Below are 17,332 nucleotides of genomic sequence, written 5' to 3'. Positions count from 1 at the left end.
ACCAGTCGGTATCTTCTCGACAGCGAGGGGCGACGAAGATCGCGCGCCGTCAGACGACCGAGATGTCGGCCCACTGGTAGCCGTTGAAGCGGCCGGACGCGTCTTCGACCGCTCCGGTGAACTTGTTGCTGAACGCGTGGACGGTGTCCTGCCTCCCCCACGAGATCCAGGGGCCGTCGTCCCAGACGAGCCGCGAGACCTCGTGCATCAGGGCCTGGTACTTCTCCGGGGTCGCGGCCAGTGCCTGGGAGTAGAGCGAGTTGATCCGCGGGTTGTCGTACCCGGTGTTGTTGTAGATGCCTTTGCCGGTGAAGACGTACGCGGTGTTGGCGAACATCGTCTCGGTCGAGTCGGAATCCACTTTGAACTGCGAGGTGTAGTAGTCCTGGCCCCCGTAGTACTGCGCCCGGTTCGCCACGACGTCCAGGTTCACCGTGACGCCCGCCGCCTTCGCGTTCTGGACCAGGACGTTGGCCGACTCCACCTGGCCGGTGGCCAGCTGGCAGGTGCGCAGGGTGACCGTCATCCCGTCCTTGCCCGCGGCCTTCAGCAGGGACCGAGCTTGGTCGAGGTCCTGCGCGTGCTGGGGCAGCGAGCCGTCCATGGCCGGGTCGAACTCCGGCCACACGCCCGTGTCGTTGCCGACCGCGCCCTGGCCGTTCCAGGCGACCTTGATCATCTGCGGCCGGTCGACCAGCAGCTTGAACGCCTTGCGCACGCGCAGGTCCTCGAACACCGCGCCCTTGTCGCAGCGCATCTCGAAGACCTGGTAGGCACCGGACTGCGAGATGAGGACGCTGAGGTTGGGGTGCGCGGAGATCTGCGGCAGCTGGGCCGGGTGCAGTCCGTCGATGCCGTCGACCTGGCCGGACAGCAGTGCGTTCGTCCGCGCGGTCGTCGTGTCGGCGAACCCGATGAACTCGAGACCGTCCAGATAGGGCCTGCCCTCGCGCCAGTAGTTGCCGTTGCGGGTTCCGGTCCAGCGTTGGCCGGGGGTGAAGTTCACCTGCTTGAACGGGCCCGTGCCGACCGGGTGGTTCGGATCGAATCCGACCGGCATGATCGCGGCTTCGGACGGCGCGAACGCCCTGCGGAGCTGGGAGTTCGGACTCGTCAGCTTCAGCCGCAGGGTGCGTTTGTCCAGTTTCTTGATCGCGTTCAGGTCGATCATCTTGAGCAGGTTGGACGCCGAACTCGGAGACTTGGGGTCCAGAATGCGCTGGAGGCTGAAGAGCACGTCGTCGGCGTCGAGGGTTTTCCCGTTGTGGAACTCGACGCCCTCGCGCAGCCGGATCGTCCACACCGACTGGTCCGCTCCCTCGGGTTCGAGCAGCTCCGCCAGCGCCATCTGGACGCGGTTCCGGTGGTCCGGCACGACCAGCGAATCGAACATCGCGAAGCGCAGTTCGTATCCGCTGTTGATCGACAACGGGTCGGCCGACGTCGTGCCTGCCGTCGAAATCGGGGCGAAGCGGAACGTGCCGCCGCGTTTGCGGGGCCCGGTCGGCGCCGCGGCGGTCCGCACCGGCGGGGTTCCTCCGCACCCGGCGAGCAGCAGACCGCCCGCGCCCAGCGCCCCCAAGCGCAGCGCCTGCCGGCGGGTCATTCCGGCGGGAAACGGTTCAGGCATGGGTTTCACCTCTCGATCGGCGACGCTCGTCGCTGCGCGACGAGCTCTGTGCACCCCCCGCAACCAGGCTTGCGGTGCTTCGACGTGCCCGGCGAACCGCTCTCGGCACCCGGTTCGCACTTCACACCGACCGGTCGGTACTGAGAAGGTAGCCGCGCGGACTCGGCGAGTCAAGGCACGGTTTCCGCTGCCGGGACGGGTTTTCCGACCCGCGGACGGGAAGGTGCCGGCAGCCATCTCACTTCCTCCGGACGAGGCCGAGCGACACCAGGAGCACCGCCGCCACCGCCAGCCCTGGGACGGCCGCGCCGAACCCGGCGAGGGTGCCGCCGGCCAGTGCGCCGAGCAGGTTTCCGGCTGCCCATGAGATGTTCGTCAACCCGAAGGCGAGCCCCTGCGGCAATCCGACCTCGCGGGCCCCCGCCGAAACCAGCGCGAACCCCGGAGCAAGGAACAGCGAGAGCGCCGCGGTGAGCGCCACGATCACCAGTACGGCCGGGAAAACCGGTGCCGGAACCGCCAGCAGCACCGCGAACGCCGCGGCCAGCACCAGTCCGATCCGGATCGGCCGCAGATGGCCGTGCCGGTCCGAGGCGCTCCCGGCCAGCCGGGTCACCACCACTTCGCCGAACGCAGCGCACAGGAACGTCGCGCTGACCACGATCGCGCTCGCGCCGAGTTCGGCCAGCTTGAGCGGTCCGGTGACGGCGATCGTTCCGAACGCGGCGCCGGCCGCGGCGACGAGCCACGCCGGAACGGCGATCGCCCGTCTACCCGCCGCGGACATCAACTCCCGCACGCGTTGCCGCTCGCCGCGGCCGGTCGCGGCCTGCCTGCCGATCCCGGCCGCGAGAGCACCGAAAACCCCGGCCAGCACGGTGAAAACCAGGGGCAGGGACGTCAGTTCGGCGGCTCCCCCGACCACCGGGCCGAGCACCCCGCCGAGCGACGCGGCGGCCAGTCCCCTGCTCAGCATCCTCGCCCGGTGCCCGTCGGACGCGATCTCCGCCAGCCACGAGAACGAACCCGACCAGGCGAGCGTCCCGGCGATGCCCTGGACGAAGCGGGTGACGTCCAGCAGCGCGAGGTTTCTCCCGTACCCCATGCCGATGCTCCCGACCGCCACGAGCGCTAGCGAGAGCAGCACCGTAGGCCGCGCGCCGAGCCGGGCGACCAGCATCCCGGCGGGCACCGACCCGGCGATGCAGCCGGCCGCGTACAGCGCGACGAAGAGTCCCGCTTCCGCGTGGGACATCTCGAAATCGGCCGCGTAGCACGGAATCAGCGGAGTGACGAGGGTCAGCAGCGTTGTTTCGGTGAAAACCACCGCGCAGATCAGCCAGGCCAGCGGCGGTGCTCTACGCGCGTCTTCCGGACGGTTCACTGGCGCGTCAAGTCTCATTGGCTTCGATCGCCATCAGTCGAAATCGAGTGCCGGAGTGTCTTTCAGCAGAGCCTGCGTGTACTCGTGCTGCGGCGCGTCCAGGACGTCGTCGACCGCGCCCTCTTCCACGATTGCCCCGGCGTCGAGAACCGCGACGCGGTCCGCGATCGCCCGGACGACCGCCAGGTTGTGCGTCACGAACAGCAGCGTCAGGTTTTTCTCCGCGCAGAGCCGCTCGATGAGCAGCAGAATCGACGCCTGCACGGAGACGTCGAGCGCGGACGTGATCTCGTCGCAGACGAGCAGGCTCGGGTTGGTCGCGAGAGCGCGTGCGATGGTCACCCGCTGCCGTTCGCCGCCGGAGAGCTCCGACGGGTGCCGCGTCGCCAGCCGCGGGTTGAGCGCCACGTCGTCGAGCAGTGCGTCGACCCGCCGGTCCAGTTCGGACTGGTCGCCGACCGACCCGAGCGTGATCAGCGGTTCGGCGATGGAGTCCCGGACGGACCGGCGCGGGTTCAGCGCTTCGGACGCGTTCTGGAAGATGTACTGCACCTCCCGGCGCTCCGCGCGCGACCGGTTCCGGGTGCCGAACCGCAACGGGCTTCCTCCGACGGTCATCGACCCGGTCGCCTCGTCGTGCAGTCCCGCGATGCACCGGCCCAGCGTCGTCTTGCCGGAACCCGATTCGCCGACCAGCGCGGTCACCAGGCCGCGCGGCACGTCGAGGTCGATTTCGCGCAGCACCGGGAAACCAGAGTAGGAAGCGGTCAGTTTCCGCACCGACAGAAAGCCTTGCCCTGCCTCGACAGAGGCGCTTTCGCGCGGATCGAGTGCGGCACCCGCGAGTGCCGCACTGCGCACGACCTCGGTGCGGCGGCACATCGCGACGTGGCCGGATTCGAGTGCGACCGGTTGGATCTCGCCCGTGCAGCACTCGGGCTCCGCCAGATCGCACCGCGCCGCGAAGACGCACCCGTCCGGCCGTTCGTCCAGCGGGGCCACCCGGCCGCGCACCGAACTCAGCACGCGCCGCCGGTGCGGATCCGGGATGACCTGGATCAGCCCGCGGCTGTAGGGATGGCCCGCGTTGCGGACGATCGCGTCCGCAGGCCCGGCCTCGACGAGCCGCCCGTAGTACATCACCCCGATCCGGTCGGCCAGCCCGCCGACGACCGCCAGGTCGTGGCTGACGTAGATGCCCGCGGTGCGGTGTCGCTCGCACAGCTCCCGCACCATCCGCAGCACGTGCGCCTGAGTCGTGACGTCGAGGCCGGTGGTCGGCTCGTCCAGAACGACGACTTTCGGATTGCAGATGAAGCCCATCGCGATCACGATCCGCTGCTGCTGGCCGCCGGAGATCTCGTGCGGGTATCGCCGCAGGAATTCCCTCGTGGACGGAAGGCGAACGTCCTCGAGGATGCGTTCGATCCGCTCCCGTTGCTCGGCCCGCGAATCGACACCGTGCACGGTCAGCGTTTCGGCCAGCTGGGCACCGAGACGGCGGCACGGGTTGAGCGAAGAGAAGGGGTCCTGCGGCACATAGGAAATCAGTTCCCCGCGCCGCTTGCGCAGCGCGGTGCCGCGCAGCGACAGGACATCGACGCCGTCGACGACCACGGAACCTCCGGTGATGCGGGTGCCGGGGCGCGCGTAGCCCAGCAGCGCGGAACCGACCGTCGTTTTCCCGGACCCCGATTCGCCGATGACGCCGAGGATCTGCCCAGGTCGCAGGCTGAACCCGATGTCGCGCACCACGTTCACGTCCCGGCCGGCGAGATCCACCCGCAGATCTGCGACCTCGATCGCCTGTTTCACCGTTTCCGCGACCGCCGTCATGCCGACCGCCCTCGCCGTCCGCTGAGGCCCGCGGCCTGCCCGAACGCGTCCGTCAGCAGGTTCGCCCCGACCGTGATGACCGCGATCGCGGCCACCGGCAGCAGCACCGGCAACGGGTTGGACAGGAGCATGGACTGGTTTTCGCTGATCATCATTCCCCAATCGACCGAGGGCGGCTGGCGGCCGAAGCCGAGATAAGCGAGCGACGAGATGATGCCGATCGACCACGTGACCCGGATGCCGAACTGAACGGTGAGCGGCGCGACGATGCTCGGCAGGATCTCCCGGACGAGGATCCGCCGCCGGGGCACGCCGATCATTTCCGCGTACTGGACGAATCCGCGCCCGATCACCGCAAGCGAACCGCTTTCGACCACGCGCGCCACGTACGGAATGTGCGAAATGGCGATGGTCACGACGATGATCCACCAGTTGACCCCGCTGATGGACAGGAACAGCAGGGCCAGCAGCAGCGACGGGAACGACAGCACGATGTCGAGGATCCGCATGATGACCTGGCCGACGACACCGCGGCGGTAGCCCGCGACGAGGCCGAGCACTACCCCGACGCCGACGCCGACCGCCGTGGCGAGCAGTGCCAGCGCGAGAATCACGTTGCCGCCGTTGAGGAATCTGCTCAGCACATCCCGGCCCAGGCCGTCCGCGCCGAGCACCGTCCCGTCGCCGGGCAGCGCGTACGGCGCGCTGATGAGTTCCGAGGGCGAGTGCGGGTTGAAGAACGGACCCAGGAAGGCGACCGCGCCGACGAGTACCACCAGCGCCAAGCCGATCCGTCCTTCGGTGCGGCGCAACGCTCCTCGCACGAGCGCGCCGAACCCGCCGCGCCGTTTGTGCTTGATGCCTTCGCCGACCGCGGCTTCGGCGGTTTCGATCTCCGTCATCGCGCCCCCTTGCGAAGGGTCGGTGTCATCGCGACGGTTCCGAGGTCCGCGACGCTGTTCAAAATCACGTAAACCGCGGCGAGCAGCAGTGCCAGAGCCTGGACCACCGGCAGGTCGCGGCTCTGGATCCCCTGCACGAACGCGAATCCGATGCCCGGGAACTGGAAGACGGTCTCGACCACGACGATGCCTCCAGCGAGATACGCCAGGGTCTGCGCGGAGACCTGGAACACCGGGCCGGCGATGGCGGGCAGCGCGTGCTTGACGACGACCTGCCGTTCGGGCACGCCCTTCAGCCGTGCCATCGCGACGTAGTCGCTTTCGAGCGCCTCGAGCATGCAGGCGCGCACGGTGCGGGCGATGTACGGGAGGCTGACGATGACCAGGGTCAGCACCGGCAGCACGAACGCGCCGAGCTGGGAGAAGAGCGGCTGGTCCGGATCGATCAGCGACACCGCGGGCAGCACGTGCAGCACGTTCGTCGCGAACAGGGCGACGAAGAGCAGGCAGAACACGAACTCGGGGATCGCCACGATCACCAGCATCACGACGCTCGCGGTGTGGTCCGCCGCGCGGTCCCGGCGGATCGCGGTCAGAATGCCGAGCGCGGTCGCCAGCGGGAGCGCGATGACGCCCGTGGCGATCAACAGGACGAGCGTGTTGACCACCCGGTCGCCGATCAGCGCGCCGACGCTCATGTTGGTCGCCAGCGAGTTGCCGAGGTGCCCGTGCAGCAGATCCGTGAGCCACAGCCAGTATTGCGAAACGAGCGGCTGGTCGAGGTGCATCCGGGCGCGGAGGCTTTCCAGCGCGGCGGGGGTGGCCTGCTTGCCGAGCTGGACGAGTGCCGCGTCGCCGGGAAGCGCCTGGGTCGCGGCGAAGACGACTATCGAGATGATCACGAGGGTGAGCAGCGCGAAAAGCACTCGCGCCGCCAGCATTCGCTTCATCGGCTGGTCCTTCCCATCGTGGAGGCGCCTCGGCCGCGGGACGGCGGCGGGGACACGGGGACCGGCGGGCGGCCGGGACAGTGCGGAGGCCGGGCCTGCGCGAACGGGGCCGGGCACTGCGGGCGAACGTACATACGTACCAGTTGGTTTGGAGAGAAACTACTGGCCGTTTCCGCAGGTGTCAACGCTTCGAAGGCCCGGCCGCCGACCTGTTACGAGGCTGTGTTCCAGCCCTGCGGAACCATCGCGACCGCGTCGACGAGCACCCGGGCCGCACCGTCCAAACAGGTCACCTGGGTGATGCGCGGCGGGTACGGACCCGGCCCGAATCGCTCCGCGAACGCGGCCTGGAACTCGGCCCGGTCGTCGCCGGAAGTCAGGTAGCAGTTGAGCTTCACGAGATCGTCGAACGTGCCGCCGGCCTCCGCCAGCGCGGCCGCCAGCCGGTCGAGGCAGATCTTGGTCTCCTCGGCCAGCGTCGTCGCCTCGGGCAGCCGGTCGCCGGTGGCCCAGTCCAGTGCGGCCGCCTCGGCGAACACGAGGCCGCCCGCCGCCACGCCCATCGAACGGCCCAATGCGGCGCTGTCGAAAAAGCCGGGATTCACCGCCGCCCGCGCACCCGGCGGCTTGACCGCTACCACCTCGATCTCCACCCGGCAGTCCCCGGCGAGCCCGGCGACGACCGTCAGGCACTTCGGGTACGGGCCTGGCGCGAAGACGTCCTTGAACGCTTCGCGGAACTCCGCCCGGTACCGGTCGTCGGAGAGGTAGCAATTCACCTTCACGATGTCCGCGAGGGTGCCGTCGGCCTGCTCCAGCGTCTTGAGAATCCCGTCCAGGCAGATCCGCAGTTCGTCGGCGATGGTGACCGCTTCAGGCTGGCGGGTGAGCGTGGTCAGGTCCAGCGCCATTCCGCCGAGGAAGACCAGGTCGCCGATGACCGCCGCGCCTCCGAGGCCGAACTTGCGCCGCAGTTCCGGATCGCTGCCGGGGTAAGTGAGAAAAGCGGTCACAGTCAGTCCTTCCCTTCGGCGGCCGGGCGGACGGCGATCGCGTCCACCTGTACCCGGCAGTCGCTCACCAGGTCCATGCGCACCATCGCGCGCGACGGATACGGCCCTGGCGCGAGCAGATCGCGCCACGCCGCTGCGAACTCGAGGCGGTACTCCTCCTCGCTGACGAAGCAGGTGACTTTCGCCAGGTCCTGCAATGTGCAGCCGGCTTCGGCGAGAGTCCGTTCGATCCGGTGGAGGATCACCCGCGTTTCGTCTTTGATGGTGTCCGCTTCGGACACTCGCTTCATCGTCGCGACGTCAATGGCCGACGCCGCCGTGAAAACCATGTTCCCGGCAACAGTTCCCGCGGCTATTCCCGCGGCGTTGGTGCTGAGCAGCTGTCGCATTGCTCGCCTCTCAGTCGGTGGTCAGGCGTTCGGGGTGACGTTCCGGAGCCCCTCGGACGATGCGATCGCCCTGGCCAGCTCCACGAGCGCGACTCCCTGGGTGCGGGCCTGCCCGGCCCGCTCCTCGGTGAGGGTCTGCTCCGCGGTGTAGCTGTCAGCGTTCACGTACAGGCCGGGCGAAACGACGTGTGCGGCAAAGAAATCGACCAACACGCCGCGCATTGCCTGCAAGCCCAGGAAGTGGTGGTCGCTGCCCGCCGTCGCGACGATAGCGACCGCACGCGCGGTCAGCGGTGCGTCTTTGGTGCCGTATTCGCCTCGCGGCGTGACGTCGAGGAGCGCTTTGAACGGCGACGCGTAGGACGCGCGGTACATCGGTGCACCGAAGACAAAGGCGTCCGCCTCCGCCATTCGCGCCACGACTTCAGCCGGATCGGCGTGCTCGCCGAGCTGGACCAGTTCGGTCTCCGCCCCGGCGGCGGCCGCGCCGTCCAGCACCGCCCGCAGCGCCGCCGCGGTGCGCCCGCCGATGCTCGGCGAGCAACTGACGGCCATGACCCTCATCCGGTTCACCACCGCGACAGGACGAGCTTGTGGTCGGTGTAGAAGTCCAGAGGTCCGTCGCCACAGATGTGCAGATCGCCGTAGAACGACGAACCCGTGCCGCCCATGGTGAAGTTCATCGGCGGGGCCGGGAACGTGTTGATCCCGACGTTGCCCGCGTTAGACCGCTGTTCGAATTCCCGTGCGGTGGAGCCCGACCGGGTGTAGACCGTCGCGGCGTTGCCGAATTCGGTGTCGTTCGCCAGTTCCACTGCGTCGTCAAACGAAGCGGCCCGGTGGATGTTCACGATCGGGCCGAAGGTTTCGTCGCGGTCGACGGCCGAACCGGGCTCGACGTCCACGAGCACGGTCGGGCCGAGGAAGTATCCGTCCGGGGTGCCGCTGGTCGGCCGCACGCCCCGGCCGTCCAAGACTGCCTTCGCTCCCCCGCTGATCGCTGCATCCACTGTCGCTTCAAGACGCTGCTTGCTCTGTGCGCTGACCACGGGCCCCATCGTCGTGCGCGGGTCGAGACCGCTGCCGACGACGAGTTCCGACGCTCGCGCGGTCACCAGCTCCACCAGAGTGTCGTAAACGCTCTCGGCAGCGATCACGCGGGTGTCGGCGAGACAGCGCTGCCCAGCCATCCCGAAGACCGACGAGACGATGCCGGCAGCCGCGCGTTCCAGGTCGGCGTCTTCGGCGACCACGATGGGGTTCTTGGCACCGCCGTTCGCCTGGACTCGTTTGCCCTGGGCCGCGGCGGCCGCGTAGATCGACCGTGCCGTCGGAGTCGAAGTGATACAGGAAACGGCGGCGACCTCGGGACTGGCGATGAGCCGCTTGACCGCGTCGGCGCGCCCGTGCACCAGGTTCAGCACGCCCGGTGGCAGCTCGGCTTCTTCGAGGATCTTGATCAGGTGGGTGGACGCGTAGGGGTCTTGTTCGGACACTTTGAGCACGAGCGTGTTGCCGCACACGAGCGCCCATGCCGCGAACTGCCCGGGGTTCATCACCGGGAAGTTCGACGGGGTAACGGCCGCGCACACCCCGAGCGGGATCCGCACGCGGCGCGCGTCGAGACCGGCCGCGACGTTCCCGCTGGCCGACTGGTAGATCATCGGCGCCGCGGCGGCACAGTCTATCGCGTCGACGAGCCGGGTCACCTCGCCGCGTGCCTCGTCCAAGGTCTTGCCTTGGTCGAGCGAGACGGTTTCGGCGAGCGCCTCGGCGTCGCGCTGTACCAAGGCCTTGAACCGGGCGATATACGCGACCCGGCGGCTCAGCGACAGCGCCGACCACGGGCCGAACGCGTCGGCCGCGGCCTGAACCGCGTCGTCCACATCGGACTCGCTGGCCGCCGCGACCTCGCCGAGCCGCGCGCCGGTCGCCGGGTCGAAGACGTCGATGGCCTCGGTGCCGCCTCCGGTGCGCCACTGCCCGCCCACGAACTGCCGCAGCTCCGGACGTTGTGCTGGTGAAGAACCCATAGTGACCTCGTTCTCGTTGCCGGTGAATGAACCAACCGGTGGGTAGTCAGATCTCTCGGCGTTGCCCGGGGACGGCGCCGAGGCCGTCGACGATCAGGCTGCCGAATGCCTCGCCGACTTCCCGCGGCGTGACCGCGCCTCGTGGATCGAGCCAGTGGTAGGCCCAGGCCCCGATGCCGATCACCGCGAACGCCAGCAGTTTCGGCGGCACCGGCGCGGCGAGGTCGCCGTTCGCGACGCCCTTCTCGAGGACCTCGGTGACGAGCCGCTCGAACTCCGTGCGCTTGGCCCGGATCTCCGCGAACGTCCGGCCGGACAGGAACCGGTACTCCTGCATGAAAATGGCGATTTCCGCCCGGTAGACGCTGATCGGCTCGATCAGCACCTCGACCATGATGCGGCGCAGCAGCTCGTCCGGCGGGCCGCCGCTCGCGACCACCGCGCGCAACAGGTCGAGCTGATGGTCGACGAAGTGGTCGTGGATCTCGTGGAGCACGTCCTCTTTCGTGTCGAAATGGTGGTAGAACGCGCCTTTCGTCAGCCCGGCCCCAGCCACGATCTCCTGGACGGACGTCGCGTGGTAGCCGTGTTCCTCGAACAGCCGTACCGCGCTGTCGAGCAGGAGCTGGCGGGTCCCGTCCGGATCGCGGACCGGAGGCCTCTTCTTTCGGGCTCGAGCGGGCATCGGGCGCCTCCGTTCAGTGCGCCGCGGCGCCGGACTCGAGGTGCTCGCCGGTGAAGAACTTCCGGCGGGCATAGGCGAGAGCGTGCGAACCGTCGTCGGCGGAGCCCTCGATCACCGCGCCGACGAAAATGATGTGGTCGCCGGCCGGGATCGCCTGCTCGACCCGGCACACCACGTGCGCGGCGGCCGCGTCGAGCAGGATCGGGCCGCCGCCCGCCGCCGGGAGCATCCACCGCTGGTCCTCGAACTTGCGGTCGGACTTGGTCGCGAAGCGCATCGCCACCGGCTCGCATCCGGCGCCGAGGTAGTTGATGGTGAAGGCGTTGGTTTCCTCGATCGCGGCCAAGGTGTTCGAGCCGCGGTCGATGCACGCCAGCGCGAGTGACGGTTCCAGGGAAACCGAACAGACCGCCGAGACGGTCAGGCCGTAGGGCTTCCCGTCCGCGCCCATGGCGGTGACCACCGCCGCCGGTCCTGGTGCGGCCGCCATAATCGTCTTGAACGTCGTCAGGTCGATCATTTCACTCCTCGCCGATCCGGCAGGCCGAGTTCAGCCCACGTGCGCGATGACGGTCTTGAGTTCGGTGTAGATGTCTTCCATCGGGTACCGGCCCTGGGTGCGGCCGAGGCCGCTGAGCTTCCCGGCGCGGCCGCCGTACGGCAGGTGCACCTCGGCGCTGGACGTGCTCGTATTCACGTTCACCGTCCCGGCCGGAGCCTTCTCCGCGAACCGCAGTCCTCTCGCCAAGTCCTTGGTGTAGACGGCTGCGGACAGCCCGTAGGGCGAGGCCTGCATGATCTGCAGCGCTTCGGTTTCCGAGCTGATCCGCTGCAGCGGCGCGACCGGGCCGAAGGTCTCCTCGACCGCTACCGCCATCGACTCGGTCACCTCGGCGAGAACCGTGGGCTGCCAGTACAGGTCAGTCGGAAATCCCGCCGCCCGCTCGCCGCCGAGCAGCACCTTCGCGCCGTCGGCGACCGCGGAACGCACGTGCTGGTCGATCTTTCCGGCCAGGACGGCGTTGTTCACCGGCCCCATCGTCGTGTCCTCCGCGAACGGATCGCCCAGCTTGATGTCCCGGCGCACGGCCGCGGTGAAGGCTTCGGCGAACTCGTCGTAGATGGCTTCGTGGACCAGGAACCGCCCGGCCGCGATGCAGTTCTGGCCAGCGCAGTAGTAGGTCGAGGACACCGAGCCGGGGATCGCGAGGGCAAGGTCGGCGTCGTCGAGCAGGACGGTCGGACCGTTGCCGCCGAGTTCGATCAGCTGTGCCTTGCCAGCCGCGCGCTGTGCGACCCGGAGCCCGGTCGGCACCGAGCCGGTGAACGCCACAACCTGCACGTCCGGATGCCCGCTCAGCGCGTCGCCGACCACCGCGCCTTGCCCGGTCACCAGGTTGAACACGCCCTCGGGCAACCCCGCGTCGATCAAGCAGAGAGCGAATTCGTAGCAGGTCAGCGTCGTGGTCGGCGCGGGCAGTGTGACGACGGTGTTGCCGGACGCCAGCGCCGGGGCGACCTGGCCCGCCATCGTGCCGAGCGGGAAGTTCCACGGCCCGATCGCGGCCACGACTCCCCTCGGCACGCGGGAGATGAGCACTCGCTTCGCCGTGTCGGCCAGCGGCGGGAGAATCCCGTCGAGGCGCTTGGCGCATTCGATCGCGCTCTGGAAGTAGTCGATCGTCTCGTCGACCTCGCCGAGCGCTTCGACGCGGTAAGGCTTGCCCTGTTCGGACGCCAGCAACCGGCCGAGATCCTCGCGCCGCTCGGAGATCACCTCGATCGCGCGCTGCAGGAACCGGATCCGCTCGAAGACCGACGTCGCCGCCCACGCCTCGAACGCGTCCCCGGCGGCTGCCACTGCGGTCTCGACATCCGCCGGGGCGCCGAGCGCGAAACTGCCGAGCAGTTCGCCGGTGGCCGGGCTGATCGCGTCCTGCCGTTCGGTTCCGGCCGACTCGACCGCTCGGCCGCCGATGATCGGTCCGGCTTGAACGGAAATCGCTGTCGCCGTCATGATCGGCCCTCCGGCCGGACGGCAGTGGCGTCGAGGTGCACTCGACGCCCGCCCGGGATCCCGACGACCTGGGTGATGCGCACCAGCCGCACATCGAGCGGAGCGAACCGCGCGTCCCAGGTTTGCCAGAACTCGCTCCGGAACTCGTCGTCCGACAGGTAGCAGTTCACTTTCACGAGGTCGCCGAGGCCGCATCCCAGCTGTCCCAAGGTCTTCTCCAGCTGGTCCAGGCACTTCCCGGTCTCGTCGGCGACGGAACCGGCGCTCGCCGCCGAAGCGGTCGCGAAGACGAGCCCGCCGGCGAGCACTGCCGCCGAGCCGTCGCCGTCGAGGAAAGCAGTCATGATCCGTCCTTCAGTTCGGCGGCGGCCTTGCGCACGGCGGGGAGGACTTCGTCAGCCAGCAGCCGCAGAGTGGTCTCGAGCTGATCGTCGGAGACCCGGCCGAGCGCCAGCGACCAGTGCTCGATGCCGTAGTCCCGGTGCATCCGGATCATCCGCTCGGCCACCGTGTCCGGCGAGCCCACGAGCAGGTAGTCGCGGTCCATCATGAGGTCGAAGGGCTTCATCGACTCGAACGCCGGATCGCTGGGATCCTCGTCCTCCTCCAGCCACTCCCCCAGTCCGCGCACCCGTTTGATCAGCTCGAATCGGACCGCAACCTGCTCCTCCATCATCTCGCGCGCCGCCGCGTCGGTGGCCGCCACGCAGGTGTCGCGCACCAGCACGCACGGGCCGGCCATGTAAGCAGGCGGGCCGCCGTACTGCGCGGCCACCTCCGCATAAGCCGCGCCCAGCTTCTGCGCGCGCCGCGGCGTCGAATGCGACGTGATGATTCCCAGATGCTGCCGAGCTGCGGACCGGAAGCCCTCGAGTCCCTGCGACACCGCGTAAAGCGGCGGGGTCGGCGACTGCAACGGCTGCGGAAGCACGGCGAGACCGGTCAAATAGCCGTCACTGTCGTGATAGGACTCGTACGCCTTCGCCGGCCATTTCATTTTCGGCCGCGGAATCTGATAGCGCTCCGACTGCCAGCTGAACGGGTCCTCGGTCCACGCCGCCCGCACCATGGCCAGGTGCTCGTCGAAGATGGCCCGGGACTTCGCTTCGTCCGCCCGGTCTGCGTCCGGATTGAGGTTCACGATCTCCCCGGCCAGGATGCCGCGGGAGAAGGCGACGTCGACCCGCCCGCCGCTGAAGTGATCCAGCATCGCGAGGTCCTCGGCCAGCCGGATCGGATGCCACAGCGGCAACGAGACCGCCGCCATTCCGAGCCGGATCTGCGACGTCCGCGCGGCCAGGTCCGCGCACAGCAGCACCGGGTTGGGCAGCTGGTCGGTGCCCTCGGCGTCGAAATGGTGCTCCCCGAGCCACATCCCGTCGAAGCCCAGCTGGTCGGCGAGCACCACCCGGCGGCGCACCTCGTCCAGCAAATCCGACCACGCTCGCCCTCGCCCCTGATTCGCGAGCACGTAGAACACGTCAAACCGCATACCGACCATCCCTCGCTGCCGCAGTGTTGGGTTCATTTCCCGCGCTCACGGCAACAGTCCGATGCCAGGCGCGCCCTCGTCCTCGTCCTCGGCCGCCGCGGCCGTTTCCCGCAGCGGCCCCACGTCGTACGCGACCCCCAGATCGCCGCCGACGTCGTGCTCCTTCAGCGCGGGCAGCACTTCCTTGGAAAGGAGCGCGAAGTTGGCGTCGGCGATGTCCTCCGGCATCCCGCCGTACGCCGGGACCATCAGCACTCCGCCCGCGTTCAACCGGTCCACGTACCCGAGCACCTTCTCCGTCACCTGGTCCGGAGTCCCCCACACCTGCAGATCGGCGAGGAAGCTGCTGAAGCCTTCGATGCCGTGTTTGGCGATGTTGCGGCTCAGCCCCGCGTAATATTCGTAGCCCTCGATGTCGGCGAAACCCACGTTGTCGAACTCGTAGTGCTTGACCGTGGAAAGTGCGTAATTCTGCAAGTAACGGTCGCGAATGTGCTGCGCTTTCTCTTCGGTGGGCGCCGCCCCCACGAACAACGCGATAATGGGTTTGGGCGGCTGCGTCCCGTTGATCTCGACGAACCTCCGGCGGTAGTTATCCAGCTCCCGCTCGACGGTGTGCCACGGTTTCTGCGCGATCACCATGATGCCGATCCCGAGACGGGCGACCAGGTCGATCGATTCCGGCGAAATGGCCGAGGCGAACGTCCGGCCGCGGAAACTCGCGTACGGCTCGGGCCGGATCTCGACGCGCGGCTGCCGGTACAGCTCCCCGTCGTACTCCATCACCCCGGTTTCGAGCCCGGTGGTGACCGCTTCGGTGTACTCGGTGAACAGCCGCCGGGAATGCCCCATCTCGACCCGGAAGCCTTCGAACTCGACCCGGCCCAGCCCGCGCCCGATGCCGAGCAGCGACCGGCCCCCGGAGAGGTGATCGAGCAACGTGAAGCTTTCCGCGACGCGGACCGGGTCGTTCCACGGCAGCACCGACACCATCGTGCCCAGCCGCAGCCGCGACGTCTGGCCGGCCAGCCACGAGAGGAACTGCGGGACGTTCGGGGTCATGTCGTAGTCGGTGAAGTGGTGTTCGGGAGTCCACACCGAGTCGAAGCCCGCCGCCTCCGCCTCCAAGGCGTACCGCGTCTCGTGCCGGTAGACCTCGGCATCGGTCCGGCTTCGCCCGAGATTCTGGAAAATCAGTGAAAGACCCGTGTGCATGGAGACCGCCCTGTCTGGCTGACGAAGCTAGTTCCGACTAGTCGGTATGACGTTAGAGACGCGGCACGCTGGAAGTCAAGGCCGCTCCGCAAGCCTTGCATACCGTCCGGTCGGTTGCATAGGGTTCCTGGCGAGGGCTGGCCCTCGGCATCGCCCGGCCAGCCGCCCGACGACTCGGCAAGGAGCCCGCTCGTGACCCAATTCTTCACTTCCCCAGACCAAGACGGCGACGCAGCGGGCGCCGCGAGCCACGGGTTCGTCTTCGCTTCCGGGGCCGGCCCGCACGCAGGTACAGCAGCAGACGAAACCCGAGGTTGTGTCGAGCACATCGCCGCGACGCTCGCCTCCGCCGGGAGCGGATTGACGGACGTCGTCAAGGCGAACATCTGGATCGCCGACGACGCCATCCATGACGAAGTCGCAGCGGCGTTTCGCGCAGCGATGGGGCCGGATAGCCGTGCGGTGCTGACGATTCTGTCCGCCGGAGTCCCCCGCGGTGCCCGCGTGGCGGTCGATGCAGTTGCCGTGCAACCCGATGCAGCTCCGGCCGCGCCCTTCACGTACGCGTCCAGTCTCGCGATCGACGTCGCGACCATGCGCCGGGTGCAGGAGGCCGCCACGATCGCCGGTGAGACGGCAGTGGTCTTTCAGCGCATCGGGAAGCAGCTCGACGCCGCTGGGCTGTCCTTGAAGGACATCGTCAAGACGACGACGTATGTGCGCGACGAATCCCATCTCGCGGAGTTCGATCGAGCCTATCGGGAAATCTTCGCGTCTCAGGAATTGCCGGCTCGCTGCACTGTATTGCTGGGACTGGCCGGCGACTGCCGGATCCAAGTCGAAGTCACCGCCGCGGCCTGACCGCCCCGGACCAGCGACGAGAAAGGTGTTCGCATGCTGCTGGAAACCTACGAATGGGGAGATCCCGACGGGCCGCCGGTCGTCCTGGTGCACGGGGTGGGCTCGCACGCAGGAAGCTGGCGCAGGGTCGTCGACGAACGCTGGGGAAAACGGTTCCGGGTCATCGCGTTCGATCTGCGCGGGCACGGACGCTCCGGCTGGGAACCCCCGTGGACGCACGCCACCTACGTGGACGACCTGCTCGAATCGGTCGACGCGCTGGGGCTCGACCGGCCGGGCTGGGTCGGGCGGTCCTTCGGCGGCAGGCTGATGCTCGACCTCGCGGCCCGCAGCCCCGAGCGGATCCGGCGGCTCGCGCTGCTGGAGCCCGTCGTGCAGATCTCGCCCGAACTGGCCCGGCATCGCGCCGAACAGGAACTGACCGGCGGCGAATGGGATTCGTTCGAACAGTTCGTCGCGAGCCGTGAAAACCTCGGCCCGGACGTCGATGTCGAGAAGTTCAAGGCGGAACTCGCCGACGAATTCGACACCCTCCCGGATGGAAGACTCAAGCGACGCACCAGTCAGGCAGCCGTCGTGTCCATCTTCAGCGAGTTCGCCGCGCCCGCACCGCCGCCGGAAACGCTCCGCGTCCCGGCGATGCTCCTGTACGCGCCCGCGTTCGGCCTGGTCACCCCGGAGCAGGTCGCCGCCTATCGGCCGTACGTGGAGCAGGTCGTCGAGGTGCCCGGGTTGCACCAGATCCTCGCCACGGCGTTCGACGAAACCGCTGACGCGGTGGAGAAGTTCCTGCTCGCGCCGTGATTCCGCAACACCGGCAGTGAAGAGGGGCGCCTGCTCGAAGGAGGGTCTCTTCCCCTTGCCGACGGGTTGGTGTTTTGTCACCCCCACTTGCGCAGCCGAGGGAGCAAGTGGGTTTTCCCTT

Annotated in this window: 17 protein-coding genes; 2 read left to right on the top strand and 15 right to left on the bottom strand. The window is 68.5% G+C overall.

The annotated features are described in order from the left end of the window. Positions 1–49 precede the first annotated feature (49 nt). The 15 genes from ACZ7OI_RS38295 to ACZ7OI_RS38225 all read right to left on the bottom strand — a co-directional run bounded on the left by ACZ7OI_RS38295 (position 50) and on the right by ACZ7OI_RS38225 (position 15,546). The gene (locus ACZ7OI_RS38295) at positions 50–1,630 is read right to left on the bottom strand and encodes an ABC transporter substrate-binding protein (protein WP_470269005.1); all 1,581 of its coding nucleotides are present in this window, start codon (positions 1,628–1,630) and stop codon (positions 50–52) included. Between the two features lie 238 nt (positions 1,631–1,868). Further along, positions 1,869–3,014 (bottom strand): MFS transporter, encoded by a 1,146-nt coding sequence (locus ACZ7OI_RS38290; RefSeq protein ID WP_470269004.1) that lies wholly within the window; start codon positions 3,012–3,014, stop codon positions 1,869–1,871. 33 nt (positions 3,015–3,047) lie between these two features. After that, entirely contained in the window at positions 3,048–4,850 is a 1,803-nt protein-coding gene (locus ACZ7OI_RS38285; RefSeq protein ID WP_470269003.1) for an ABC transporter ATP-binding protein, read from the bottom strand. After that, the gene (locus ACZ7OI_RS38280; protein ID WP_470269002.1) at positions 4,847–5,752 is read right to left on the bottom strand and encodes an ABC transporter permease; all 906 of its coding nucleotides are present in this window, start codon (positions 5,750–5,752) and stop codon (positions 4,847–4,849) included. The genes ACZ7OI_RS38285 and ACZ7OI_RS38280 overlap by 4 nt, the downstream gene beginning before the upstream one ends. Beyond that, complete coding sequence (locus tag ACZ7OI_RS38275) at positions 5,749–6,702, bottom strand: ABC transporter permease (RefSeq protein WP_470269001.1); 954 nt, start codon at positions 6,700–6,702, stop codon at positions 5,749–5,751. The genes ACZ7OI_RS38280 and ACZ7OI_RS38275 overlap by 4 nt, the downstream gene beginning before the upstream one ends. 212 nt (positions 6,703–6,914) lie before the next feature. Beyond that, a complete protein-coding gene (locus ACZ7OI_RS38270; protein WP_470269000.1) occupies positions 6,915–7,715 on the bottom strand; it encodes a RidA family protein in 801 nt (266 codons plus the stop codon). A gap of 2 nt (positions 7,716–7,717) precedes the next feature. Then, positions 7,718–8,104, bottom strand: a complete 387-nt coding sequence (locus ACZ7OI_RS38265) for a RidA family protein (RefSeq protein ID WP_470268999.1) — start codon at positions 8,102–8,104, stop codon at positions 7,718–7,720. 21 nt (positions 8,105–8,125) lie between these two features. Continuing rightward, positions 8,126–8,668 (bottom strand): NADPH-dependent FMN reductase, encoded by a 543-nt coding sequence (locus tag ACZ7OI_RS38260; protein ID WP_470268998.1) that lies wholly within the window; start codon positions 8,666–8,668, stop codon positions 8,126–8,128. 5 nt (positions 8,669–8,673) lie between these two features. Beyond that, entirely contained in the window at positions 8,674–10,137 is a 1,464-nt protein-coding gene (locus ACZ7OI_RS38255; RefSeq protein WP_470268997.1) for an aldehyde dehydrogenase family protein, read from the bottom strand. Positions 10,138–10,183: 46 nt separating this feature from the next. Continuing rightward, positions 10,184–10,822, bottom strand: a complete 639-nt coding sequence (locus ACZ7OI_RS38250; RefSeq protein WP_470268996.1) for a TetR/AcrR family transcriptional regulator — start codon at positions 10,820–10,822, stop codon at positions 10,184–10,186. Positions 10,823–10,835: 13 nt separating this feature from the next. Next, on the bottom strand, positions 10,836–11,342 hold the full coding sequence (locus ACZ7OI_RS38245) for a flavin reductase family protein (RefSeq protein ID WP_470268995.1): 507 nt from the start codon (positions 11,340–11,342) through the stop codon (positions 10,836–10,838). 30 nt (positions 11,343–11,372) lie between these two features. After that, complete coding sequence (locus ACZ7OI_RS38240) at positions 11,373–12,839, bottom strand: aldehyde dehydrogenase family protein (RefSeq protein WP_470268994.1); 1,467 nt, start codon at positions 12,837–12,839, stop codon at positions 11,373–11,375. Then, positions 12,836–13,183, bottom strand: a complete 348-nt coding sequence (locus ACZ7OI_RS38235; RefSeq protein ID WP_470268993.1) for a RidA family protein — start codon at positions 13,181–13,183, stop codon at positions 12,836–12,838. Before ACZ7OI_RS38235 ends, ACZ7OI_RS38240 begins: the two co-directional genes overlap by 4 nt. Further along, positions 13,180–14,331 carry an LLM class flavin-dependent oxidoreductase gene (locus tag ACZ7OI_RS38230; RefSeq protein WP_470268992.1) on the bottom strand — a complete coding sequence of 384 codons (1,152 nt, stop codon included), beginning with the start codon at positions 14,329–14,331 and terminating at the stop codon, positions 13,180–13,182. Before ACZ7OI_RS38230 ends, ACZ7OI_RS38235 begins: the two co-directional genes overlap by 4 nt. Before the next feature lie 45 nt (positions 14,332–14,376). Continuing rightward, positions 14,377–15,546 (bottom strand): LLM class flavin-dependent oxidoreductase, encoded by a 1,170-nt coding sequence (locus ACZ7OI_RS38225; RefSeq protein ID WP_470268991.1) that lies wholly within the window; start codon positions 15,544–15,546, stop codon positions 14,377–14,379. Here ACZ7OI_RS38225 and ACZ7OI_RS38220 point away from each other — a divergent pair. Continuing rightward, positions 15,541–16,407, top strand: coding sequence for a RidA family protein (locus ACZ7OI_RS38220; protein ID WP_470268990.1), 867 nt, complete (start codon positions 15,541–15,543; stop codon positions 16,405–16,407). The genes ACZ7OI_RS38225 and ACZ7OI_RS38220 overlap by 6 nt on opposite strands. Positions 16,408–16,440: 33 nt before the next feature. Beyond that, positions 16,441–17,211, top strand: a complete 771-nt coding sequence (locus ACZ7OI_RS38215; RefSeq protein ID WP_470268989.1) for an alpha/beta fold hydrolase — start codon at positions 16,441–16,443, stop codon at positions 17,209–17,211. Positions 17,212–17,332: the final 121 nt, after the last annotated feature.

The organism is Amycolatopsis sp. NPDC114503 (genome assembly GCF_055633655.1).
The sequence above is the reverse complement of the archived record's forward strand: the minus strand, read 5'-3'. Positions and strand labels throughout refer to the sequence as shown.